23 protein-coding genes and 3 pseudogenes are annotated in these 23,850 nt (G+C 62.7%); 11 read left to right on the top strand and 15 right to left on the bottom strand.

Features of this window, described 5'->3' with window-relative positions:
- The first annotated feature begins 277 nt into the window (after positions 1-277).
- From N2597_RS11770 to N2597_RS11750, 5 genes are all read left to right on the top strand, one after another.
- Complete coding sequence (locus N2597_RS11770) at positions 278-2,098, top strand: methyl-accepting chemotaxis protein (RefSeq protein WP_096771864.1); 1,821 nt, start codon at positions 278-280, stop codon at positions 2,096-2,098.
- Positions 2,099-2,249: 151 nt separating this feature from the next.
- Positions 2,250-3,578: an extensin-like domain-containing protein gene (locus tag N2597_RS11765; RefSeq protein WP_096761916.1), complete on the top strand. Its 1,329-nt coding sequence runs from the start codon at positions 2,250-2,252 to the stop codon at positions 3,576-3,578.
- 126 nt (positions 3,579-3,704) lie between these two features.
- The gene (locus N2597_RS11760; RefSeq protein ID WP_008535048.1) at positions 3,705-4,052 is read left to right on the top strand and encodes a CAP-Gly domain-containing protein; all 348 of its coding nucleotides are present in this window, start codon (positions 3,705-3,707) and stop codon (positions 4,050-4,052) included.
- Positions 4,053-4,321: 269 nt separating this feature from the next.
- Positions 4,322-4,717, top strand: a complete 396-nt coding sequence (locus tag N2597_RS11755) for an Ohr family peroxiredoxin (RefSeq protein ID WP_039620462.1) — start codon at positions 4,322-4,324, stop codon at positions 4,715-4,717.
- Positions 4,718-4,818: 101 nt separating this feature from the next.
- Complete coding sequence (locus N2597_RS11750) at positions 4,819-5,856, top strand: DUF3095 family protein (RefSeq protein ID WP_183599251.1); 1,038 nt, start codon at positions 4,819-4,821, stop codon at positions 5,854-5,856.
- Between the two features lie 24 nt (positions 5,857-5,880).
- On the opposite strand, the pseudogene N2597_RS11745 reads toward N2597_RS11750, so the two are convergent.
- Positions 5,881-6,296 (bottom strand): annotated as a pseudogene (locus N2597_RS11745) (NUDIX hydrolase).
- 27 nt (positions 6,297-6,323) lie between these two features.
- Positions 6,324-6,818: a MarR family winged helix-turn-helix transcriptional regulator gene (locus N2597_RS11740; protein ID WP_096761913.1), complete on the bottom strand. Its 495-nt coding sequence runs from the start codon at positions 6,816-6,818 to the stop codon at positions 6,324-6,326.
- Positions 6,819-7,206: 388 nt separating this feature from the next.
- On the opposite strand from N2597_RS11740, the gene N2597_RS11735 reads away from it, so the two are divergent.
- The 4 genes and pseudogenes from N2597_RS11735 to N2597_RS11720 form a co-directional block, all read left to right on the top strand.
- Positions 7,207-8,166, top strand: coding sequence for an acetylxylan esterase (locus N2597_RS11735; protein WP_096761912.1), 960 nt, complete (start codon positions 7,207-7,209; stop codon positions 8,164-8,166).
- Positions 8,163-8,348: pseudogene (locus tag N2597_RS11730) on the top strand (esterase); the annotation flags it as partial. The gene N2597_RS11735 and the pseudogene N2597_RS11730, both read left to right, overlap by 4 nt.
- Before the next feature lie 93 nt (positions 8,349-8,441).
- Positions 8,442-9,390 (top strand): IS630 family transposase gene (locus N2597_RS11725; protein WP_097622115.1). Its coding sequence is split into 2 segments (ribosomal slippage): positions 8,442-8,777 and positions 8,779-9,390, totalling 948 coding nucleotides; the frame shifts between segments, so codons are not numbered across the junction.
- Between the two features lie 4 nt (positions 9,391-9,394).
- Positions 9,395-9,940 (top strand): annotated as a pseudogene (locus N2597_RS11720) (alpha/beta hydrolase-fold protein); the annotation flags it as partial.
- Between the two features lie 10 nt (positions 9,941-9,950).
- On the opposite strand, the gene dhaK reads toward N2597_RS11720, so the two are convergent.
- The 13 genes from dhaK to N2597_RS11655 form a co-directional block, all read right to left on the bottom strand.
- Entirely contained in the window at positions 9,951-10,943 is a 993-nt protein-coding gene (gene dhaK / locus N2597_RS11715) for a dihydroxyacetone kinase subunit DhaK (RefSeq protein ID WP_009983281.1), read from the bottom strand.
- Positions 10,944-10,987: 44 nt separating this feature from the next.
- Positions 10,988-11,401 carry a hypothetical protein gene (locus tag N2597_RS11710; protein ID WP_077989359.1) on the bottom strand — a complete coding sequence of 138 codons (414 nt, stop codon included), beginning with the start codon at positions 11,399-11,401 and terminating at the stop codon, positions 10,988-10,990.
- Position 11,402: 1 nt separating this feature from the next.
- Complete coding sequence (locus N2597_RS11705) at positions 11,403-12,980, bottom strand: putative PEP-binding protein (RefSeq protein ID WP_183599777.1); 1,578 nt, start codon at positions 12,978-12,980, stop codon at positions 11,403-11,405.
- Positions 12,964-13,320: an HPr family phosphocarrier protein gene (locus N2597_RS11700; protein ID WP_077989357.1), complete on the bottom strand. Its 357-nt coding sequence runs from the start codon at positions 13,318-13,320 to the stop codon at positions 12,964-12,966. The genes N2597_RS11705 and N2597_RS11700 overlap by 17 nt, the downstream gene beginning before the upstream one ends.
- Positions 13,320-13,718 carry a dihydroxyacetone kinase phosphoryl donor subunit DhaM gene (gene dhaM, locus N2597_RS11695; RefSeq protein WP_009983349.1) on the bottom strand — a complete coding sequence of 133 codons (399 nt, stop codon included), beginning with the start codon at positions 13,716-13,718 and terminating at the stop codon, positions 13,320-13,322. Before dhaM ends, N2597_RS11700 begins: the two co-directional genes overlap by 1 nt.
- Positions 13,715-14,335 (bottom strand): dihydroxyacetone kinase subunit DhaL, encoded by a 621-nt coding sequence (gene dhaL / locus N2597_RS11690; protein ID WP_077989356.1) that lies wholly within the window; start codon positions 14,333-14,335, stop codon positions 13,715-13,717. Before dhaL ends, dhaM begins: the two co-directional genes overlap by 4 nt.
- Before the next feature lie 47 nt (positions 14,336-14,382).
- On the bottom strand, positions 14,383-16,023 hold the full coding sequence (locus N2597_RS11685; RefSeq protein ID WP_096761909.1) for a dihydroxyacetone kinase subunit DhaK: 1,641 nt from the start codon (positions 16,021-16,023) through the stop codon (positions 14,383-14,385).
- Between the two features lie 54 nt (positions 16,024-16,077).
- Positions 16,078-17,085: an ABC transporter ATP-binding protein gene (locus tag N2597_RS11680; RefSeq protein ID WP_077989354.1), complete on the bottom strand. Its 1,008-nt coding sequence runs from the start codon at positions 17,083-17,085 to the stop codon at positions 16,078-16,080.
- Positions 17,078-18,175, bottom strand: coding sequence for an ABC transporter ATP-binding protein (locus tag N2597_RS11675; protein WP_077989353.1), 1,098 nt, complete (start codon positions 18,173-18,175; stop codon positions 17,078-17,080). Before N2597_RS11675 ends, N2597_RS11680 begins: the two co-directional genes overlap by 8 nt.
- Positions 18,176-18,178: 3 nt before the next feature.
- Positions 18,179-18,397: a hypothetical protein gene (locus tag N2597_RS11670; RefSeq protein WP_064682447.1), complete on the bottom strand. Its 219-nt coding sequence runs from the start codon at positions 18,395-18,397 to the stop codon at positions 18,179-18,181.
- Positions 18,394-19,347, bottom strand: coding sequence for a carbohydrate ABC transporter permease (locus tag N2597_RS11665; RefSeq protein ID WP_183599775.1), 954 nt, complete (start codon positions 19,345-19,347; stop codon positions 18,394-18,396). The genes N2597_RS11670 and N2597_RS11665 overlap by 4 nt, the downstream gene beginning before the upstream one ends.
- Positions 19,344-20,312: a carbohydrate ABC transporter permease gene (locus N2597_RS11660; protein ID WP_096761907.1), complete on the bottom strand. Its 969-nt coding sequence runs from the start codon at positions 20,310-20,312 to the stop codon at positions 19,344-19,346. The genes N2597_RS11665 and N2597_RS11660 overlap by 4 nt, the downstream gene beginning before the upstream one ends.
- Before the next feature lie 118 nt (positions 20,313-20,430).
- Complete coding sequence (locus N2597_RS11655) at positions 20,431-21,756, bottom strand: ABC transporter substrate-binding protein (protein WP_077989350.1); 1,326 nt, start codon at positions 21,754-21,756, stop codon at positions 20,431-20,433.
- Positions 21,757-21,826: 70 nt separating this feature from the next.
- On the opposite strand from N2597_RS11655, the gene N2597_RS11650 reads away from it, so the two are divergent.
- Both N2597_RS11650 and N2597_RS11645 read left to right on the top strand, forming a co-directional pair.
- Positions 21,827-22,171 (top strand): hypothetical protein, encoded by a 345-nt coding sequence (locus N2597_RS11650; protein ID WP_164519011.1) that lies wholly within the window; start codon positions 21,827-21,829, stop codon positions 22,169-22,171.
- A 114-nt stretch (positions 22,172-22,285) separates the two neighbouring features.
- Complete coding sequence (locus N2597_RS11645; RefSeq protein WP_096761906.1) at positions 22,286-23,731, top strand: MFS transporter; 1,446 nt, start codon at positions 22,286-22,288, stop codon at positions 23,729-23,731.
- Positions 23,732-23,850 lie beyond the last annotated feature (119 nt).

Below are 23,850 nucleotides of genomic sequence, written 5' to 3'. Positions count from 1 at the left end.
CCGGCGATTCATCGAGATCACCCTAGTGCATGATCGCGAGCCGTGTCAGCGGTTTTCCCAGAGTCGACAGAAAAGTTCGAGGTCGCACTCTGGATAACACTATTTGTGGAAAATAACGGGTGATGCCGACCTAAATCCCAACCTCATTCAACGGTTGAATTTTACAACCAACACCTCACCAGGCGCTGTTTAAGTCAACCCTAAATAAGCTTTACGCTCCAGTAATTCCGGTGGTGCAGAATGAGACAGATCTCTCATAAGAATCGCCGGGAACCTCATGCGCAACGTCAAGATTTCCACTCGTCTTTATTGCCTCGTCGCCTTCACGCTTGTCGTGCTCGCAGCGACGATGGTCTTTTTTCTGAACTATTCCTATTCCGAGCTGGAAGAGGAGCGAAAGGCAGGGCTGGCGCAGCTGGATGCGACAGCGCTCGGCATCTTCGACAAATATTACAAGATGGAGCAGGCGGGCACCATGACCCGCGAGCAGGCGCAGACGGCGGCGAAGGATGTCATCGGCGCGATGCGCTACGGCGCAGACGGCTATTTCTGGATCAACGACATGCATCCGAAAATGGTGATGCACCCGATCAAGCCGGCGCTCAACGGCACCGATATCTCCCAGATGAAGGATCCGAACGGCAAGTTCCTGTTCGTCGAGTTCGTCAACAAGGTGAAGAAGGACGGCAAGGGCTTCGTCGATTACTACTGGCCGAAGCCGGGCGCCGATGAGCCGGTGCTGAAATACTCCTACGTCGCCGGTTTCGAGCCCTGGGGCTGGATCGTCGGCACCGGCGTCTATGGCGACGACCTTGCGGCGCTCTATCGCCAGAATGCGATGTGGGCCGCCGTGGTTTGCCTGATCGGCGCGCTGGCGACGATCGCGATCGCCTTCGCCATCGTGCGCAGCGTGACGGCGCCGATCGCGCGGCTGAAGACGGCGATGAATGCGATCGCCGCCGAAGAAGCATCGGTGGAGATTGCCGGCAGCGAGTGCCGCGACGAAGTGGGTCAGATGGCCAAGGTGCTATTGGTGCTGCGCGACTCCGTCGATGAGCGCAGCGCGCTGCGTGGGCGTGAAGACGAAAGGCAGCGGCAGATCGAGGACGAACGCCGCGGCAACGAGGCGAGCCTGCGCTCGGCTTCCGAGCGGCAGAGCCGCGCCATGCAGGCGCTCGGCGTCGGCCTGGAGAAGCTTGCGGGCGGCGATCTGACGGTTGCGATCGGCGATATCGGCGAGGATTACGCCAAGCTCAGGAATGATTTCAACACGGCCGTCGATGCGCTGAATGGCGTCATCCAGGCGATTGCCGAATCGAGCCGCGTCGTCAACGACAGCGCCTCGGATATCAGTGAAGCGACCGGCAACCTGTCGAAACGGACGGAGCAGCAGGCGGCGGCACTTGAAGAGACGGCCGCAGCCCTCGACGAGATCACCGCGACGGTCAAGACGGCATCGGAGCGGGCGAACGAGGCGCGTGAGATGGTGGCCGAGACCAAGGCGAGTGCGGGACGCTCCGGCGAGATCGTCCGCAATGCGGTGACGGCGATGGGCCGGATCGAAGAATCCTCAAGCCGCATCAACCAGATCATCTCGGTCATCGACGAGATCGCCTTCCAGACCAACCTTCTGGCGCTCAATGCCGGCGTCGAAGCGGCGCGGGCCGGCGAGGCGGGCCGCGGTTTTGCCGTCGTTGCGCAGGAAGTGCGCGAGCTTGCGCAGCGCTCGGCCAACGCCGCCAAGGAGATCAAGGAACTGATCCGCCGGTCGGCGACGGAAGTCGAGGGCGGGGTGGCGCTGGTGCGTTCGACGGGCGATGCGCTCCTGGAAATCGAGGCCTTGGTCAATCAGGTCAACGATCACGTCGCCTCGATCGCGACGGCGGCGCGCGAGCAGTCGACAGGGCTCAACGAGATCAACAGCTCCGTCAACCACATGGATCAGATGACGCAGCAGAACGCGGCGATGGTCGAGGAGACGACGGCGGCAAGCCGCACGCTCGCCGAGGAAAGCACCCAGCTGAAGACGCTGCTTGCGAATTTCCGCCTGCGCGGAGCAGAGCAGCAGCGGGACACCCGTTACACACGGGCAGCGTGAGTTCGGCAGCAGTTGGAAGGCGGCGAAAGCCGCCTTTTTCAGTTCCGTCGCGTGTAGATTGCGTCGGTAAGTTTTCATTCACCGTTTTTAATTAAAATTGGACCGAGTTTTTTCGGTCACTCTGCGGCCGGCCCACGGAAGCGATAAGAGTATGGCGTTTGTTTCCTTTCCTCGGCGAGCCTTCCTGCCCGTGCTGCTCTCAGTGGCGCTGACGACCTGCTCGATCAGCGACGGACTGGTGCCGCCGGCCAATGTCGACAACGGCACCCGGGTCAGCTCGATTTCGCCGTCACGGGGTGCCGCGCGCATGGCGCCGGCCGTGCGCATGGCGCCGGTGGAAAGCCAAGCGTCCTATCCGGTTTCCAGCGCTCCGGTCGGCAACACGCAAGGTTCGGTCGATTATCTCGATACGCCGAACCTCGCCGGTACCGGCCATGCGGCTCGCGCGCCGCGGGCGCTGTCTGCGCCGGGGGCGCAGGGGCGAAGACTGCCGATGATCGACAGTGACGAGGCGATGGCGGCCGGCCAGTCGAACGGCAACTGGGGCGGCACACAGAACCTCGCCGTCCCGTCCGGCGGCGTCAACATGGACGATGAGCTCGGCGCCGAACCGGTCGTCGGGCTGGCGCAGGAGCAGCAACAACAAATCGCCGAGGGCAATGCCACCGAGCCGGTCGTCGACGGCATCGGCACCGACAATCCGCTTCAGGTCAACCAACCGATACGCCAGCCCCCACCACAGGCAATGCCGCAGCCGGCCGCGCAGTCGCAGATGAGCCGGGCGCCCACCTGGAGCGACGGCAGTCCGGTCACGGCACCGTCCCGAGATCCTGAGGAGGACGAGGCCGAAGAAGTGGCGATGCTGCGGCCGAACAACCCGATGATGAGTGAGCCCGCCGCACCGTTCGACCCGAGCGTCATGCCGGCTTCCGAGCTGGCCTGCCGGCGCGAGCTGAAGCGCATGGGCGTGCTCTTCGACGAGAAGCCGCCGATCTCGCAAGGGCCGGCCTGCCAGGTGCCGTATCCGGTATCGCTGAAGGGCCTCTCCGGCAATATCGGCGTCAGGCCGGCCGTGACGCTGAACTGCCAGGTGACGCTCGCCTTCGCCAAATGGGTGAAGAACGAGCTGGCGCCGTCGGCCCGCTACCGCTACTGGAGCGGCATCAGAACGATCCAGCCGCTCGGCGGCTATTCCTGCCGGCGCATGAACAACAGCCGTCAGCGATACAATCCGATGTCGGAACACGCCCGCGGCAACGCCATCGACGTCGGCAAGTTCGTGCTGAAGAACGGCCATGAGATCGACGTGCGCAAGAAGGGCCTGTTCTCGCTGCGCGAGGGTCGGCTGCTGAAGGCGGTGCGCACCGATAGCTGCCGCTATTTCAACACCGTGCTCGGGCCCGGCAGCAACCCGGAACACTGGAACCACTTCCACTTCGATCTGCGCTCCCGCAAGAGCGGCAAGGTCTATTGCGACTGAGCTTGTCGCATTGTCGGGCAGGGGCGCAGTCACGCCGCATGACGTCCGCCGGCAGAAAAGGGTTCATCCCGGCCGCCGGGCGCGCTATAGATCGGCGAGGCGGATTGCCGTTTGAGAGTATGATCAATGAGCTATGAGTTTCATGTCGGCCAGAAGGTGGTCTGCATCAACGACACCTTCAAACATGTCAGCATCGACCAGCTGATCCGCAAGGGCGAGATCTATACGATCCGCTGGGTGGGCGAATATACCCATTATGTCGACGGCACGTTTATCGGCGTGAAGCTCGCGGAAATCCATCGCGGCAATGATGACGGGCCGGAAGGCTACGGTGCGGCCGACATGCCCTATCGCGCGACGCGCTTCCGGCCGCTGGTGAAGGACAAAATCGCATCGCTGCGCAAGCTTTTAGCGCCGACGCCGGATGCGCCGGTCGAACCGAAGGAAAAGACCAGGAAAAAAGAGAAGGTCTGAGCGCCGCTCCGGCGCTGCAGCGGCCGACTCCCGCATTGCCTTCGGCTGTGGAGGACATCTCAACTCTCCATCTAGGGGGGCTCCTTCCCGGACAAGATGTGAACGCGCAACCGGTCCAGCCTGCCTGCGCGGCTGGCTCAAATCTTTTAGAGAGATAAATCGTATCCGATTAAATCGGAATGGTGTTGACATCGAATTCGGCTCGGCGTATTAACACGCATCCGATTTAATCGGATACGCTAATAATCATCAACCGAAAGGATACAACAATGACTGAGAAGCTTCTTTTCGCCGGCAAGACCCACATCGCCGGCGGTCGCAACGGCTATGCACGCAGCAGCGACGGCACGCTCGACATCAAGCTGCCGCAGCCGCATCCGGCGGCCGAAAACCTGTTCGGGGCCGCCTGGTCAGCCTGCTATATCGGTGCCATCGAGCTCGCCGCCGCGCAGCGGAAAATCACCTTGCCGGCCAGTCCCGAGGTCGATGCCGAGATTACGCTCAACGGCGATAACGGCTCCTACTTCCTGCGTGCACGACTCAATGTCAGCCTTGCAGACATCGACCGTGAGATCGCACAGGAACTGATCGAGGCGGCCCACGGCATCTGCCCTTACTCCAAGGCGGTCCACGGCAATATCGACGTCGAAACCAAGCTTATCTGAACAGGAAGGGCCGGCCTCGCGCCGTCACCTTCAAGCGGGGGTCTGCCGACGGCGGCAGACCCGTTTCTGAATCCACAGCCCACCGATCCGGAGAACATGCCATGATCAACAGCCACGCGGAGCCGCGCCGGGCCTATGCCGAGTTTTCGCTTGTGCTCGATCCCGATGTCTACGAGCCGTTACCCGACGATTGGCTGATCGGCATCACCGATGTCGTCAGCTCGACCGCGGCGATCCGATCGGGACGTTATGAAGACGTCAATTATGCCGGCGCATCGATCATCGCCGCCCTCGGCAATGCCTGGGGTTCGTTCGATTTTCCCTTCGTGTTTCGCGGAGACGGAGCAGCCTTCGCCTTGCCGGCGAACGGCATCATGGCGGCGACATCGGCCTTGCGTGACGTCGCGGGCTTCGCCAAAGCCGAGCTTCATCTCGACTTGCGTGTCGGGCTCGTCACCGTCGGCGAAATCCGTGCCAACGGGCGCGACGTCAGGATCGCGCGCTATGCCGCCTCCGAGAGCGCGACCTATGCGATGTTTGCCGGAGGCGGGATCAAATGGGCGGAGCAGCAGATCAAGAATGGCCGCTTTCTGGTCAAGCCCGGCCGCTATGCGATGAAGCCTGACCTGACGGGCTTGAGCTGCGACTGGGCGCCGTTCCCGAGCCAGCGCGGCGAGATCCTGTCATTGTTGGTTGAGCCGCGCGACCACACGCGCCCGGAGGTCTTTGCGGCGCTGGCAAGACGCCTTCTCGCGGTTTTCGATGCCGCGCCGTGCCGGTCCCATCCGCTTTCCGGAGGGACGGGTATGGCAAGAGAGAAGCAGGTCAGCGCGAAACGCTGGTCGGAGGTCGCCTCCAATTCGGATTTCCGCAAGTTCGACGACGGCCTGCGCCTGACGCTGGACTGCGCGCCGGACCAGATCGACAGCGTCGAAGCCATGCTCGTTGCAGCGCGGGCGCGCGGTGAGATCGACTTCGGGCTGCACCGCCAGTCTCACGCGCTGATGACCTGCTTCGTGCCATCGGGCCGGCCGGATTCGCATCTGCATTTCCTCGATGGAATGGGCGGCGGTTACGCGAAAGCGGCCGAGATGATGGAGGAGCGCGCGCTTGCCAAGGTTCGGCAGCGTGCGCTGTAGGTGTGGCGCTGCTTCTCCGCGTCATCACGCCTGGTTGTCCGTTTTCGGTCTGAGCAGGTTTAAGAGCATTTCACCAAGCTGAGGCGGCGCCAGTTCGGTTTCGCATTCTATCTCCGCGGCGGTAAACCATCTGAGCGCCGTGTGTTCATCGCCGATAAGTCGCGGAGAGTCCTGCCATCGGTCGACGTGATAGACACGGAAGTGGCGAATGCCCCGGGCGGGCTTTCCGAAACGAACTCTCCGGCAGACAGCCAGTGCTGCGGCGTCACGCCGATTTCTTCCAGCAATTCCCGGCGCAGTGCCGTCTCGGCATCTTCGCCGTCTTCGACGTGACCGCCCGGCAGGCTCCACCGATCCGGGTGTGTCCTGCGCTCCGAACTTCGTCTGACGAGAAGAACGCTCCCATTCCCAATCAATGCGCCGATTGCGATCTCGGCCATGTCACCAGGTGCCGACATGTGCCGCGATCATAATTTTTGCGGCTCCGCCTGCGCCCGCAGCAGGTTGTCGCGCAGCCGCGTCACCGATTTCTGCACGACGGGGAAATCGTCGCCGAGGCCGACGGCGTCGGTCAGGGCGGAGCCGGGATCGGTTTCGAGAAGATCGCGCCCCGCTGGCGTCAGGCTGACACGCACCTGCCGTTCGTCGGCGGGATCGCGATGGCGGGTGATAAAGCCGGCCGACTCCAGCTTCTTGAGAATGGGCGTCAGCGTGTTGGATTCGAGGAACAGTTTTTCTCCCAGCATGCTGACCGTCTGGTCGTCCTCCTCGGAGAGGGCCACCATGGCGATATACTGGGTATAGGTCAGGCCGAGCGCGTCCAGGATCGGCTTGTAGGCGCGGCCGAAGGCGAGATTGGCCGAATAGACCGCGAAGCACAGGAAGGTCGAAAGCTTACGGACCTCACCGCCACTTCCAGGAGGGGCGGGTACAGACTGTTTTGCGGCCTTGGACGTGGGCATGGGTTTATCCTGTCTCGGTTACTACCGCAATTATATATATCGCATCCGATTAAATCGCAATGGTGATGGCGTGATTTCAGGTGACCGCCCGGCCGTCGCCTACCGCAGAGCTGCCGGCGGCGGCTAGATTCGGCGTCGGACGTATCAGCCGAATTTCCAGCGCGTCCAAGTCCTTGGGCGCTGGGAGACTCACTTTAGGCTCGCCTGGAGGCAATCCACGGCGCGGACGCGCCGTGACTGGATTCCTGTGACAACCATAGGAATGACGGAGGCGGGGGGCGGTCTGCTCCAATGGCCTTTGGGCCGCGTAGCCTTGCGGCGAGAGCAGATGGGCAAGTAGCCGCCACATAGCCTTGCATGACCGGAGCTTTCAGGCGACAAAGTCCGGATGAGCATTCCCGCGACACATCCTTTCGCCTTCGATCCTACTTACGGCATGCAGCTCGACGAGCTGCTTGCGGTCGAGCCGCCGGAGGAGCCGGATGGATTCGACCCATTCTGGGAGACGCGGTATCAAAAGGCGCTGACGGTCGATCCGCAGCCGGCGCTTTCCCGCGGCGAGCTCACCCATCCCGACTGGCACGTGCTCGACCTCGTCTATCTCTCCACGGATGCGTTCCGGATCGGCGGCTGGCTGCTGCTGCCGCGGGCTGGGCGGGTGCGGCGCGGCCTGGTCGTCGGGCATGGTTACGGTGGACGCGAGCGTCCGGATTTCGACCTGCCGGTCACCGAAACGGCGCTCATCTTTCCCTGCTGCCGCGGGCTATCGCTCAGCGCCCATCCGCCGATTTCCGAGAATCCTTCCTGGCATGTGCTGCACGATATCGACAAGAAGGATTCCTATATCATCGGCGGCTGCGTTGAGGATATCTGGCTTGCCGTCTCGACGCTCGTTGCGGTCTATCCCTGGCTTTCAGGGCATATCGGCTATAGCGGCATCAGCTTCGGCGGCGGTGTCGGGGCGATGGCGATCGCCTATGATGACCGCATCGACCGCGGGCATCTCGCGCTTCCGAGCTTCGGGCACCAGCCGCTGCGCCTCAAGCTGCCGAGCGTCGGCAGCGCCCAATCGGTGCAGGAATATCAGGCGGAACATGCAAACGTGCTGGAGACGCTGCGCTTCTTCGATGCGGCAACGGCCGCGAGGCGGATCAGGGTGCCGATGCTGACGGCGGTGGCGCTTTTCGATCCTTCGGTCGCGCCGCCCTGCCAGTTCGCTGTCGCCAATTCGATACCGAAATTTAACGAAATCTTCATCCTGGACGCCGGGCATTTCGACTATCCTGGAAGTGCTGAGCAAGAGGCGGTGCTCCGCGACAAGATCGGACAGTTCTTCAGGGTGTCATGAACCGCGAATATCTGCGCTGGTACAGTCAGCGTCTGCATCGAGACATGGAGATGCTGGTGTTCGGCCATGCCGGCGCCAAGGTGCTGGTTTTCCCGACGCGGGAAGGGCGCTTTTTCGAATATGAGCAGCTCGGCCTGGTCGCAAGCCTTGCAGACAAGCTGCAGGCCGGCCATCTCCAGCTCTAGAGCGTATCTGGATTTAGTTGAATCGGAAGGGATTCCGTTTTTGGCTGTTTTGTGATTCAAGATGCTGGCTGGAGTGGAGGCCAGCATCGGATGACTCGACCTCTTTCAAATGATCTTCGCAAGCGTGTTGTTGATGCAATCGAAGCCGGCGAGAGCTGCCGGTCGGTGGCGGTGCGGTTCGGTATTGCCGTGTCTTCAGCGGTGAAGTGGTCTCAGCGCTACCGTTCGAGCGGATCTGTCGCGCCTGGGAAGATGGGCGGCCACCGCAAGCGGGTTCTTGAGCCGTACCGAGCGTTTATCGCCGAGCGGATCAACCAGACGCCGCATGTGTCACTGAACAGGTTGAAGGAAGAACTGGCCGCGCGAGGGGTGAAGGTATCCCACGACACCGTATGGCAGTTTCTGCGGCGCGAGGGACTACGGTTCAAAAAAAACACTGTTCGCCCTTGAGCAGGCGCGCGCTGACGTCGCGCGACGGCGACAGCGCTGGCGATCCTGGCAGGCTGGCCTTGATCCAAGCCGGCTGGTCTTCATCGATGAAACCTGGATCAAGACCAACATGGCGCCGCTTCGAGGCTGGGGGCCGAAGGGCAAACGGCTGCGCAGCTTCGCCCCGCACGGACATTGGCGCACCCTGACTTTCCTCGGCGCGTTGCGCTGCGATCGGCTCACCGCGCCTTGTGTCTTCGATGGACCGATCAACGGTGAGTGCTTTCGTGCTTATGTCGAACAGCAACTCGTACCGGTGCTCAAACCCGGCGATATCGTCGTGATGGATAATCTCGGCTCCCACAAGTCGGTCGCCATCCGTCAGATGATCCGCAACGCTGGTGCTCGGCTCTGGTACCTGCCGCCATACTCCCCCGACCTTAACCCGATCGAACAGGCTTTCGCCAAAATCAAGCACTGGATGCGCCTGGCTCAGAAGCGAACCATCGATGACACCTGGCGCCACATCGGACACCTCGTCACAACCATCGAGCCCAGCGAATGCAGCAACTACTTCGCCAATGCCGGATATGCTTCCGTGAAAACCTGAAACGCTCTATTGCATCGAGGGCCCGGCGGCAGACAGCCTCTACGGCTTCCATCGGCATCCGGCCGAGAGCATCCGCCGGCATGCGGCGCTGGAGGATTATATCCTCAACGAGGTGCTGCCGCTGATGGCGGCGAAGAATTCGCATGACTGCACCATTGTGCATGGATGCAGCCTCGGCGCCTTCCAGGCGGCGAGCCTCGTCTTCCACCACCCGCATCTCTTCCGCAAGCTTGTCGCCTTTTCCGGGCGCTACGACCTGACGATGAAGGTGGAATCCTTCGGCGACCTGTTCGACGGCTATTACGACGACAGCGTCTATTTCCACACGCCAACACATTTCCTGCCCGGCCTCGGCGCCGACTGGCGGCTCGACAGGCTGCGCGAGATCGACATCGTGCTGACCATCGGCGATGCCGATCCCTTCCTCGCCAACAATCGCTATCTCAGCCGGCTGCTGGGCGAGAAGAATATTCGCCATCAGCTGCATGTCTGGGACGGCCGCGCTCATCGCGCCGGCGCCTGGCGGAAGATGGCGCCACTTTACATCTGAATACTGTCGGTCACGGCCAATATAAAGCCGCCGTTGCCACCGGCGCGTCCCAGAGCGAGCGCTCCTCGTCAGTCAGCAAAGCGAGAGTAACGGACAGTCCCTGCATGTCGAGGGAAGTGACGTAGTTTCCAACAAGCGAGCGCTCGATCGGGATGCCGCTCTCCTCGATGAACCGGCGGGCACCGTTATAGGCGAGGTAAAGTTCGGCCGGCGGCGTGCCGCCGAGGCCGTTGACGAAGAGCAGCGCCCGGGCGCCCGGCGCCGCGGCGATGTCACTGATGATCGTCTTGCAGAGATGGCCGACGATGGCGTCGGCGGTGGCGAAGGGCTGCCTGGCATGGCCGGGCTCGCCATGGATGCCGACGCCCATTTCCATCTCGCCGGGTTCGAGCGCAAACGTCGTGCGCTCGGTCTGCGGCACCGTCACGCCGTTCAGCGCCACCCCCATCGAGCGGATGCGTGTGTTCAACCCTTCGCCGAGCTGCTTCAGCTCGTCAAGCGACATGCCGCGTTCGGCCGCAGCACCCAGGATCTTTTCGACGATCAGCGTTCCGGCGACGCCCCGACGGCCTCGGCTTTCGCCTGTTCTCGACGTTTCGATATCATCACTGACGATGACCATGTCGAGGCGGTGGCGCTCGCCAGCCATCTCGATCGCCATTTCGAAATTCATCAGATCGCCGTCGTAATTCTTGACCACGAGCAGGCAGCCGGCGCCGGTATCGGCTGCTTCGATGGCGGCAATGATCTGGCCCGGCGTCGGCGAGGTAAAAATGTGGCCGACACAGGCGGCGTCCAGCATTCCGTGGCCGACGAAGCCGATATGCATCGGTTCATGGCCGGCGCCGCCACCTGATATGAGCGCCACCTTGCCCGATGTAAGATGGCGGCGGCGGATGAATCTGCGCTCCGGCCCGAACATCACGAAAGTCTCATGGGCGCGCACGAAGCCTTCGACGCTTTCGGCGACCATGGTTTCCGCAGTGTTCATGAACTTCTTCATCAAGCCCCTCCCAAGGCCAAGGGCATTACGTTACGTCAAGCATGTCACTCGTCATTCCGCACCGATATCGCGACGATCTTCTGCACCAGATCGGAGATCGCCTCTTCCAGCAGGCGGTTTTTCCTGTCGTCGCCGAAATCCGGCACCATCAGCGACAGGTGCCGCAATTTCTCGGAGTGGCCGAGATCCGGCAGCTTGCCAGGATGGGCGGCCTGATAGGCTTCGAGGAAGCGTTCCTCCTCAGTGGCGCTGAAATGGCAGACGCGGACGATCGTCGCGAGATGGCGCGCCGGCAGCGGCGTCGCATAGGTCGGGCTGGTGATCTGGGTGACGAAGCTTCGGTGTTTTCCAAGTGCCGTTGCCAGGCGCTGGCGCGTGCCCGAAGGCCTGTTGTCGATGATCTGCGCCAGAATGGACTTGTAGGCAATAATGGCGTCTTCGGTGTCTTCGCGCGCCATCCTACTCTCCGGCTGCCCTTGTGCCATCGGCGTTGAGCCCGATGATCGCCGATCTTATCGCGGGACGCCGGGCCGGCGCCACGGAAAAATGCCTGAGGCCGGCGGCGAGCAGTCCCGGCAGATAGCCGGGGTCGCCGGCCATGTCGCCGCAAATGCTGACCGGCTTGCCGGCGGCGAGCTTCACCGCCTGGGCAATCAGCCGGAGCACGGCGGGGGCTGCCGTTCCGGCATCGGCATCGATGTCGTCACGGGCGGAGGCGGCAAGATATTGCGTGAGATCATTGGTCCCGAAAGAAAAGAATGAAGCCGACCCAAAGGTGTCGAGCATCAACGCGGCTGCCGGCACCTCCACCATCATTCCGATCGGCGGCATTCGGTGAAGCAGGCCACGGCGGCCGAGCTTTTCGGCTTCTTCGCGAAACAGCTCGCGCATCCTGTCGATCTCGTCGGGCAAAGTCACCATCGGCAGCATCACCGAAAGCCTGCCGAAGACAGCGGCGCGTAGCAGGGCGCGGGCCTGGACGCGGGCGATTTCAGGCCAGGCAAGCAGCAGCCGGATGCCGCGCAGACCCGAGGCCACGGCAGGCAGATCTTCAAGGCCGGGGAGCGGCTTGTCAGCGCCAATGTCAAGCATTCTAATGCTCACTGGCCTGTCGTCCGCCTGTTCCAGCACGCGGCGATAGATCGCCAGCTGCCGTTCCTCGTTGGCAACATCGGCGATCGAGGTGACCGAAAATTCCGAGCGCATAAGGCCGACGCCTGCCGTTGCCGGATCCAGCGCGCCGATCTCGGCGGGATCGTTGATGTTGATGGAGATGAGGATCGGCACGCCGTCCGCCGTGCGTAGCTCGCCGCTTTCGGTTTGCCTGTCGGCGGGGGGAGTTCGTGCAGGCACCGGCGATGGGATCAGCATGCCGCCCGCCTTGAGGAAGACCGCACCGGCGTCGCCGTCCACCCTCACCGGATCTCCGTCCACGGCGGAAAAGCGGCCCGTGCCGACCACCATCGGCACGGACTTCGCCCGCGCGAGCATAGCGACATGACCGGCGATGCTGCCAGAGAAGAGCGCGATGCCACCGCCTTTCGACCAGTCATGGGCGAGAAAGCGGCTCGGCTCTATGTCCTTGCCGACAAAGACGGAGCCTGGCGGGAAATCGGCGGTCGGGGTGCCGGAGAGCGCATCGAGCACACGATTCTTGATGTCGAGAATATCGACGGCACGCGCCCGCATCTGCTCTTCGTCGGCCGTTTCGAGTTCAGCGATATAGGCATCCAGAGTGGCGACCCAGGCAAAGACGACGTTCTGGTCCTCTTCCATGCGTGCGCCGGTCGCTTCGGCGATGCTGGGATCGCGCAGTACCTCGATTTGGAAATCGATGATATCGCGGCTTTCGGCGTCGGCCCCCTCGGCAAGCCGCTCAAGCTCGCCGATCGAGATGTCGATCGCCTTCTCCAGCGCGCCGTATCCGCCGGCGGTCTGGGGCGCACGACCAGCACCCGACCGCTCGGCCAGAAAGGCCGGGCCGGATGCGATGCCCGGGGATGCGCTCTTTGCTCTCAGCCTAAGCGGTTCGGCCATGTTTTTTTTCCTCATCGAAGTTGCGCTCGATGAGTTCCTTCAACGCGCGGATCGCCTCTTCGGCGAGGATGCCGTTGGCGCGGATCCTGAGGATCGAACCTTTGCGGATTCTCGCGCCCATGATCTTGATGATGCTCTTGCCGTTCAGCCAGACATCGCTGCCGTTGACTGCGATCTCGATCGAACAGGGGAAGGATTTGGCAAGCCGCGTGAAGGTGACCGACGGGCGGGCATGCAGCCCCACGCCATGCTTGACTTCCACCTCCGTCTGGCAGTTCACCTTAGATGGCTCGGGCAATGGCTCGGGCTCCTGTTTTTCTATTCGCAATCCGCTGGTCATCAGGGGGACAGCTCCTCGGCTGTAGCGACGACCTTGGCCAGGGACGCGCCACCCGACGCTTCGGCGGCAGCGATGACGGCTCCCTCGACCAGCGGCGCGTTGCAGATGGAGACGAGGCCCGAGCGGGGAAGCCCCAGCATTTCGATCGCCATCTCGCTGTTGGTTTCGGCGCCGCCGAGATCGACGAAGACGGCAACGCCGGCATCGGACCAGGCGGCCTCGATCGCTCTCAGGATGCCGCCGGCATCGGTGCCGAGTTCGCCATCGACATTGCCGCCGGACCAGGAGAGCGGCACGCAGTCGCCGACCATCTGCCGCACCATGTCGGCGATACCCCTGGCCACCAGCGGCGAGTGGGAGACGATCACGATACCCACATTTGCGGTCTTTCCATTCATTCCGGACGATGCTCCCCGAGATAGCGGCAGATCGCCGTGGTTAGCAGCGCGCAGCTCGACGCTCCGGGATCGACATGGCCGATCGAACGTTCGCCGAGATAGGCCGCGCGGCCGCGCATTGCCTTCATGTCGGCAGTGCGGCTGGCGGAGCGTTCGGCCTTGCGGGCAATGTCACCGAGTGGAGACCGAGCCTCCAACTCGGCATGCACAGGATAGAGCACGTCGAGCAGCGTCTTGTCGCCGGCATGCGCGCGCCCGCGCCTTGCGACGGCATCGATCGCCTTTTTCAGCACCAGCGAAAAATCGGCCTTTTCCTCGCTTTTGCGAAGCTCACGGCCGATTTCCATCAGCAGCGTGCCGTAGAGCGGGCCGGCCGCACCGCCGACACTCATGACAAGCGTCAGGCCGATCTTTTCCACGGCGTCAGCGAAGGGCAGGCTGGACAGGCTTTCGCCTTCGGCGCTCACCGCCTCGCAGCCGCGCCGCATGTTGGTTCCGTGATCGCCATCGCCGATGGCACGATCGAGCGCGCAAAGGTGATCGGTGTTTTCCGCGATCGTCGCGCGGCACACCTCGATCAATCCCGCAACAAGCATCGGTTCCGCCTGCACTGTCATCCTCCCTGTCGTCGCATCTCCCGCGCGGCTCTCAAACCTTACTCCGGTCAGGCGAGGCTTGCCACCACGCCGAATGCGCCGGCAACCGCGACGGCACCGGGATCGGCAACGCCAAGTAGATCTCTTTCGCCGACATAGGAGGCGCGTCCGGCGCCGGCCTTCGTCATCGCCTTGGTCGATTCCGCACCCGCTGCCGCAGCTCTGGCCGCGGCGGCGAGATCGCCGGAGGCGAGCGCCTGCAGGGCAGGCGACAGCGCATCGACCATCGTCCGGTCGCCGACTGTGGCTCCGCCATAGAATGTCATCCTGTCCAGCCCGGCAAGGAGGGCTGCCGATAAATCGGCTCTGTCGGCCATGGCCTTCGCGGCAGCGGTGAAGAAGATCGACAGCAGCACGCCGCTCGATCCGCCCATGCTGGCGCCGAGGATATCGCCGAGCGAGGCAAGTGTTGCCGCCGGCCGGTCGAGCGGCAGCGTGTCGAGGCGAGCAAGCACGCTGCGGGCGCCTGACGCCACCGTCGAGCCGGTGTCACCGTCGCCGACGCGGCCGTCCAGCCGGTTGAGTTCGCTTTCCCGAGAGATAAGATGCTCGCAGAGCGCCGTGATCAGGCGGCGGTTGCGGGCGTTCTCCCCGGCCGCAGCCGCGCCGTTCAAGCCGGCAGCCGTCCTCGGTGCGGCGATGATCCGGATCTCGTGGCGTTCGACCGCCGGCATCCAGGCATGCGGCTCGACCGCCGCCATCAGCGCCGCATCGCGAGCGTCATCCAGCCGAATCAGCGACAGCGAGAAACCGTTCATGTTGAGCGCGGTCATCATCGGCCCCGGGCCGATGATCAGCCGGACGCGGCGGCCAAGCGGCGAGGACAGCACGGCATTGGCAATCACAGCCATTTCGAGCGGCGGCACCGCGCCGAGATTGTTGATGAGGAGGGCATGGCTTTCCCCCTCGCGCAGCGCAGGCGACAGGCGCGCCACCATGGTGGCGACGATATCTGCGACCGGCTGCAGCGTGATGCGCTCGACGCCAGGCTCACCGTGGATGCCGAGGCCGAGTTCGCTTTCGTTCTCGCCGAGGCGGTCCTCATGCGCCTGGCCAGGCACGCTGCAGGTGGAGAGAGACATGCCGAGCGACACGATGTCGCCGGCAGCAGCAGCGGCATGGGCCGCGACCGTCTTCAGGTCGTCGCCCCTTTCGGCGTGGTAGCCCGATATCTTATGAACGAACAGCGTGCCGGCGACGCCACGCGGCTGGTTGATACCGGGAATGGCGATATCGTCGGCAACGATGACCATCTCGACATCGAAGCCCTCGGCGCGCGCCTTTTCGGCGGCAAGGCCGAAATTCAGGCGGTCGCCGGTATAGTTCTTGACGATCAGCAGGGCGCCTTTTGGTCCAGTGACGGCGCGGATCGCCGTCAGCACCGCATCGACGCTCGGCGAAGCGAAGATTTCGCCGGAGACGGCCGCCGTCAGCATGCCCTTGCCGACGAAGCCGGCATGGGAGGGCTCATGGCCTGCGCCGCCGCCCGAGATGATCGCCACCTTCGACTTGTCCCAATCCGCGCGCAGGATGACCTTGATATCGGGGAAGCTGTCGAGGCGGGCGAGACGATCGTTGCTGCTCGTCAGAAGCAGACCATCCAGAGCTTCGGTGACGATGTTTTCCCTGCGGTTGAAGAAGTGTTTCATCGATTGAGACCCGTCTGTTTGTTTCTTCATGCCATCGTCACGTCTGTTTGCCGGTCAGGACAGGCGCTGTCCAGCCGCATCGAAATAAAGGGGATCGCGCAACGCCAGACTGATCCGGTCGCCCGGCGCGATCGCCAGATATGGATCAGCAAGTGTAACGAGCTTGTGATCGCCCGCCCTGATATGCAGATGGTTCTGGTCGCCGAGATGTTCGATCCAGTCGATCTCGGCATTGGCTTCCTTGCCGACGGTGATGTCGAGATGCTCGGTACGGGCGCCGACCGTCTTCGTGCCGGCCGGCGGCTTGCCGCCCGGAAGCAGGTCCGCCGGCAGAAAGTTGATATGCGGTTGGCCGAGGCGGGCGGCGACATGCAGGTTGGCGGGATTGCCGTAGATCTCGCGCGGCGTTCCCACTTGCATCAGCTGGCCCTCGGCGAGGATGCCGATGCGGTCAGCCATCGTCATGGCTTCCACCTGGTCGTGGGTCACATAGAGCAGTGTCGAGCCCAGCTCCTTCTGGATGCGCTTCAGCTCCAAGCGCAGTTCGGCGCGCAGCTTGGCGTCGAGCGAGGAGAGCGGCTCGTCCATCAGATAGATCGCCGGCCGGCGCACCAGCGCGCGGCCGATAGCGACACGCTGCATCTCGCCGCCGGAAAGCCTGGTCGAGCGGTTCTCCAGCTTGTGGTCGATCCTGACCATGCGCGCGACCTCTCGCACGCGCCGGTCGATCTCCTCCGCGCTCAGCTTGCGGACCGGCGCCTTCAGCGGGAAGGCGAGGTTCTCGTAAACCGTCATGTGCGGATAGAGCGAATATTGCTGGAAGACGAAGGCGACATCCCGTTCGGCGGGCGCTTCGGCCGCGACGTTGCGGCCGCCGATCTCGATGCGGCCGCCATCTGGCTTTTCGAGGCCGGCGATCAACCGCAGGGTCGTCGTCTTGCCGGCGCCTGTGGGACCGAGCAGCACGACGAATTCGCCGTCGCGGATCGACAGATCGAGATCGGACAGAGCCTGGGTATCGCCGAAGTGCTTATTGAGGTTTCTGAGGACGACATCAGCCATTCCGGGTCTCCTGATAGAGCTGGGAGGGCACCGCGCGGCCCGACGTGCAGTCGAAGAGCGCGAGTTTTGCCGGGTTGAATTCAAGGCCGACTGTCTCGCCGATCCGGAAGCTGCGATTGGCGGGAACGCGGGCCTTGATCAGGCCGCCCTGGGTTTCCACGGCCACGACCTGGTTGGTGCCGAGATATTCGCTGCCGTAGACGGCGCCGCGCAGCCGCGAGGCGTCGCTGAAGCGGATATGCTCCGGCCGCACGCCGAGCGCCAGCTCGCTTTGGGCCATGTCCTGATGGATCTCCGGAACGGCGACATCGACGCCGTCGAGCAGGATGGAGCGGTCACCGCTTTTCAGGCCCGAGATGAAGCGCATGAAGTTCATCGGCGGCGAACCGATGAAATCGGCGACATACATCGTAGCCGGCTTGGCGTAGATTTCCTGCGGCGTGCCGAACTGCTCGATGACGCCATGGTTCATCACGGCGATCTTATCGGCCATCGCCATTGCCTCGTGCTGGTCGTGTGTGACGTAGACGGTGGTGGCGTGGATGCGGTTGTGCAGTTCGCGCAGCTCGTGAACCATGATCTCCCGGAACTCTGCGTCAAGCGTGCCGAGCGGCTCATCCATCAGGAAGCATTTCGGCCGGCGGACGATAGCGCGGCCGAGCGCTACGCGCTGCCGATCGCCGCCGGCAAGCCCTGAGACCGAACGATCGAGGATATGGTCGATCTGCAGCAGGCGGGCCGTCTCTTCGACTCGCTGACGGATCTCGGCTTTGGGCATGCCCTGCGACAGCAGCGGGAAGCCGATATTTTTGCGCACGTTCATATGCGGGTAGAGCGCAAAGAGCTGGAAGACGAAGGCGATGTCGCGGGCGCTGGCGCGGTTGAAGGTGACGTCCTCGCCATCGAGATAGATCCTGCCGCTTGTCGGCAGTTCGAGCCCCGCGATCATACGAAGCGTCGTCGTCTTGCCGCAGCCGGAAGGCCCGAGCAGCGCCAGGAACTCGCCGTCATGGACGGTGAAGCTCGAATCCTGAACGGCGACGAAGCTGCCGAATTCCTTGCGGAGATTTTCAATACGGATGTCCGCCATGGTTCACTCCGGGAACTTCGAAACGATGATGAACATCACGGTACCCAAGAGCAGGGTCACCAGCGAATAGGTGTAGAGCACCAGCAGGAAGGGCTGGAACAGCATCAGGAAACCGAGCCCGATCAGCACGGTTGCGATGTTTTCCATCGGGCGGCGGCGCAGAAAGAATGACCGTTTCGGGCGGGCAGGGGTGCGGGTGCGTGTTTCGATCAGGTGGCTCATTTGCGGACGGCTCCGAAGGTGATGCCGCGCAGCAGCTGCCTGCGCAATAAAATGGTGAAGACGAGGATCGGGATCAGGAAGATCGTCGTGCCGGCGGCAACGGCCGGCCAGTCCTGCCCGCCTTCGCCGATGATCGTCGGGATGAAGGGCGGTGCGGTCTGGGCCTCGCCCGAGGTCAGCAGGGCGGCGAAGGCATATTCGTTCCAGGCAAAGATGAGGCAGAAGATCGCGGTCGCTGCGATGCCGGTGGTTGCCTGCGGCAGCACGACCTTGCGGAAGGCCTGCAGCCTGGTATAGCCGTCGATCATGGCCGCTTCCTCGTATTCGCGCGGGATCTCGTCGATGAAGCCTTTGAGCAGCCAGACGGCGAGCGAGACGTTGACGGCAGTGTAGAGCAGGATCATGCCCAGGGCCGTGTCCGACAGGCCGAGCTCGCGGTACATCAGGTAGATCGGGATGGCGACGGCGATCGGCGGCATCATTCGCGTCGACAGGATGAAGAACAGCAGGTCGTCGGCGAGCGGGATCTTGAAGCGGGAGAAGCCATAGGCGGCGAGCGTGCCGAGGAAGACTGCGAGGAAGGTGGAGCCGAAGGCGATCACCAGCGAATTGACGAAGCGCGGCAAGAAATTCGACAGACCGGCGATAACCATGTTGCGCTTGCGCGTCACCTCATCACAGGCGCCGACCGGAGCCGGCAGCGAAGCGATATAGTCAGGGGTCTGCCGGGTGCGCGTCGTGAACAGGTTGCAATAGCCTTCGAGAGACGGCGTGAAGACGATCTTCGGAGGATAGCTGATCGAATCCGGCGGCGACTTGATGCTGGTCAGGAAGATCCAGACGAGCGGGATGAGGGTGATCAGCGCGTAGAGCACGACGATCGTCCCGGCGATGCGTTTGCTGGACAGGCTCGGTACGACGACCGAATGGGCGGAGTTGGCGGCGCTCATCGTTGCTTCACCTTGTTCAATGCCTTGACATAGATGTTGGCGAGGCCGAACACCGCGACGAAGAGGACGATGGCGAAGGCCGAAGCCCGGCCGGTCGCCCAGCTTTCAAAGGCGGCGCGCTTCAGCGTGATCGAGGCTACCTCGGTGACCGAACCCGGCCCGCCGCCGGTGAGCAGCGTCACCATGTCGAACATCTTGAAATTCTCGATGCCGCGGAAGAGCACGGCGAGCATGATGAAGGGCAGGGCCATCGGCACCGTGATCGACCAGAATTGGCGCCATGGCGCGGCACGGTCGACCTCTGCCGCCTCGTAGATATAGTCGGGGATCGAGCGCAGGCCGGCGAGGCAGATCAGCATCACATAGGGCGTCCACATCCAGGTATCGACGATGATGATTGCCCAGGGCGCCAGTGTGACGTTGCCGAGCATCTGGATATCTGAGGTCGGAACGCCTGATACCAGCGAGACGGCATAGGCGAAGAGCCCGATCTGCGGCTCGTAGAGAAAGCGCCAGAAATTGCCGACCACGGCGGGCGACAGCATCATCGGGATCAGGATGATCGTCGTCCAGAAGGCATGGCCGCGGAACTTGCGGTCGATGAGATATGCGAGTGTAAAGCCGATCACCGTCTGCAGCACGATCGTCCAGAAGACGAAATGCGCAGTGGTCTGCATCGCCTGCCAGATATCGGGATCGTTGAGAACGCGTTCGTAGTTTCCAAGGCCGACGCCCTGGACCGGCGCATTGGGCCGGTTGGCGCGGTAATTGGTGAAGGAGAGATAGACCGCCCAAAGCAGCGGGAAGATATTGATCGCCAACAGCAAGGTGATGGCCGGCGCAATGAACAGCCAGGCGATCGCCCTGTCGGAGAGGCCGCGAACGCGCCTGGCGACCGAGACCGGCGTTGCCCTTGCTGTCGCATCGGCCGCCTTCTCGACAATGGAGGAATGGGAAATGGTCAATTTTTCACCCGGTCTATAGGGATACGGAAGATCTGGCGGCCCGGCTCGTCTGCCGATCCGGGCGCCATCCTAGTCAGGATGGCGCGCAGAAGGATGCCGACTGTCGCGTCGTCCGGCACTAGATCTTGCCGTCGTCCTTGAAGACGTCGCTCCAGTCCTTCACCAGGCCGTCGAGCGCTTCCTTGGCGGTGCCGTTGCCGGCGACCACGTAGTTATGGACGCGCTTCTGCATGGCCTGTAGCAGCGAGGCGTAGCTCGGCTCGGCCCAGAAGTCCTTGACGATCGCCATCGAGTCCAGGAAGGCCTGGGCATAGGGCTGGCTCTTGGTAAAATCCGGCGCGTTGACGACGGAGTTCAGGCAGGAGAACCCGCCGAGCTCCCACCATTTGGCCTGCACTTCGGGCTGTGCGAACCACTTGATGTATTGCAGGGCGGCGTCGCGCTTGTCGGAGTAGGACACCACAGAAATGCCCTGGCCGCCGAGCTGGGCGAAATGCGCCTTTTCAGCAGGATTGGGGAAGAAGCCGATCCTGTCGCCGCCGACCTTCTCGTCCTTGTAGAGGCCGGGCCAGGTGAAGGCGAAGTTCATCTGCATCGCGACTTGGCCGGATTTGAAGGCGTCGGCGGATTCGACCATATAGACGTTGGAGCTGCCGGGCGGAGTGCAGCAATCATAGAGCGACTTGTAGAATTCGAGACCCTTGACCGCGTCGGCCGAGTTGACGAAGCCCTCCATATCGTAAGGCTTCTTCGGGTTGTCGTACTGGAAGCCCCAGTCGTAAAGCACGTTGGTTACGCCCATGGTGATGCCTTCGGAACCGCGCTCGGTATAGATCGAGGCGCCGTAGACGGTCTTGCCGTCGATCTCGCGCTTCTGGAAGAACTCGGCGATCTGCTTCAGTTCGTCGTAGGTCTTCGGGGCTGCGAGATCGTGGCCGTATTTCGCTTTGAATTCCTTCTGCAGTTCCGGCTTCTCGAACCAGTCCTTGCGGTAGGTCCAGCCGACGACATCGCCCATGGCGGGCAGCGCCCAGTAGTTCGGCGTGTTCTTCGGCCATTCCGAGTAGCCGACGACCGTCGCCGGCACGAAGTCATCCATCTTGATGCCTTCCTTGCCGAAGAAGTCGTTGAGCTTGACGTAGTGGCCGTTCTCGGCCGAGCCGCCGATCCACTGGCTGTCGCCAATAATGAGGTCGCAGAGCTTGCCATGGGAATTCAGCTCGTTGAGGAAGCGGTCGGCATAACTCGTCCAGGGAACGAATTCGAACTTCATCTGCGTGCCAGTCTTGGCGGTGAAGTCCTTCGACAGCTCGACCAGCGCATTGGCGGGGTCCCAGGCGGCCCAGCACAGCGTCAGTTCATCGGCTTTGGCGAGATTGGGCAATGCCGACGACATGACGAATGCCGCGGACAGCCCAAGAAGGGCTTTCGATGTTTTCTGCATAAGTTCCTCCCAGAACCAATGCCGGCTCCCCGCCGGCGTCGCATGTTCACCCGTTTTAGAGAATGCTCACATGAACTCCTCAATCATCATGTTTAGCAATATGTTTAGTGATACGCATTTTTATAAACATTGCAAGGCACAATCGTCGCTGCAGCGCACGCGCCGCGTCGGTCGGCGGCAGCGGGTCCGGCCCTCTATTTCCGAAAATCCGGGAAATTTCTGCGGCAGGCGTACCAATGGGACGAAATCTGGCCTCGCGGCGATATGGGCCGCAGGATATGGAGTCGACGCCGCTCCTGTTTTCCCGGGAGGGTTCAAACTTGGCCTCGCTTCGGCGGGGCTTTTTCTTTGGGCCGACCGCCGGCCGTATCGGGAATATTCTGTCCCACTGCAAGATTTAGCCTTTCCGGCCTGATGCAACGGGCGTATTCAGCCAACGCGCGGCGTCGTTCGCGCGCTTCCCGCGGCAGATCCTCCGATCGGCTCCTTCCAGTTTCCCGCCGCGCCGACAATTCGCATTGTGAGATCGATGACCACGGCAGAGACAAGCGAGAACCGGCAAGAGGCGGCAAGCGGCCGCCAGGCGAAGATCGTGGCGCTGGTCGTTGCCGTCTCCTTCTTCATGCAGATTCTCGACGGTACGATCGTTGCCACCTCGTTGCCGCAGATGGCGGCAAGCTTCGGCGTGCAGCCGGTGTCGATGAGCATCGGCATAACAGTCTATATGCTGACGATGGCCGCCTTCATTCCGCTGTCGGGCTGGCTCGGCGATCGCTTCGGCGCGCGCCGTGTCTTCCTGATGTCGATCGGCGTCTTCACCGGCGCCTCGCTGTTCTGCGGGCTTTCCGGCAGCCTAATGGAATTCGTGCTGTGGCGCGCCGTCCAGGGGGCGGGCAGCGCGCTGATGACGCCGGTTGGGCGCATCATCGTGCTGAAGAACGCCCGCAAGTCCGAACTCGTCCAGGCGATTGCGCTGATCACCTGGCCGGCGCTGACCGCGCCGGTGATCGGCCCCGTGCTCGGCAGTTTCATCACCACCTATGCCAGCTGGCACTGGAATTTTCTCATCAACATCCCGATCGGTATTCTCGGCATGGGACTGGTGCTGCGCTTCGTGCCGGAGCAGCGCGAAGCCGACACCGGCCGGCTCGATCTCGTCGGCTTCGTGTTCAGTGCGGCAGGGCTCACCTTCCTGCTCGCCGCCCTGGAACTCTCGGTCAAATGGGAAGGCGGGCTCCTGCCGGTCATGTCAATGCTCGCAGCCGGCATCGTGCTCTCCGTCATGGCGACGCGGCATTTCCTCGCAGTCGACAATCCGCTTCTCGACCTTTCGGCCTTCCGCGTACAGACCTTCTCGATGTCGACGCTGTCGGCGGGCACGGCCTGCAGGGTCGCCGTCAATGCGACGCCGTTCCTGCTGCCGCTATTGTTCCAGCTCGGTTTCGGGCTGAGTTCAATTGCCGCCGGCACTTATCTGCTCGTCTATTTCCTCGGCAATCTCGGCATGAAGACGGTGACGACGCCGCTCCTGCGCTTGTTCGGTTTCCGCACGGTGCTTGTGCTGAATGGGCTGATCGCGGCGTTTTCGATCGTCGCCTGCGGGTTTCTGACGCCTGACACGCCGCAGTTTTTGATCCATGCGCTGCTTTTTCTTGCCGGCCTGTCGCGGTCGATGGAATTCACCGCGCTGAACACGCTGGCTTTCGCCGATATCGGCCCGGCGCAGCGAAGCTCGGCCTCGACGCTGTCGAGCATGCTGCAGCAGGTGTCGATGCTGCTCGGCGTGGCCGTGGCGGCCGCCGTACTCAACATCGCGGCGGCTCTCAGAGGCGCCGAGACGCCCGTTCTCGCCGACTTCCGCTGGGCCTTCGTCTTGGTCGGAGCGATCGGGGTCGTCTCGTCGCTGCGCTTCATGCAATTGCCGGCGGAGGCGGGAGCGGAAGTTTCGGGTCATCGGAAATTCCGGAAAAACTAACCTGCCGACGAAACCCATCAAGTCGCTCTGCGGTACCGGTTTTCCGTTGTCGTCCTTTCGTGCCGCCTGCGACAAGAGCGAGGGTGAGCGGCTGTTTACCTCGGGCGGTCAATGCAATA

Origin of the sequence: Rhizobium sophoriradicis (assembly GCF_025200795.1) — a bacterium.
Classification (GTDB): Bacteria; Pseudomonadota; Alphaproteobacteria; order Rhizobiales; family Rhizobiaceae; genus Rhizobium; species Rhizobium sophoriradicis.
This window is presented reverse-complemented; position numbering and strand designations above follow the sequence as displayed.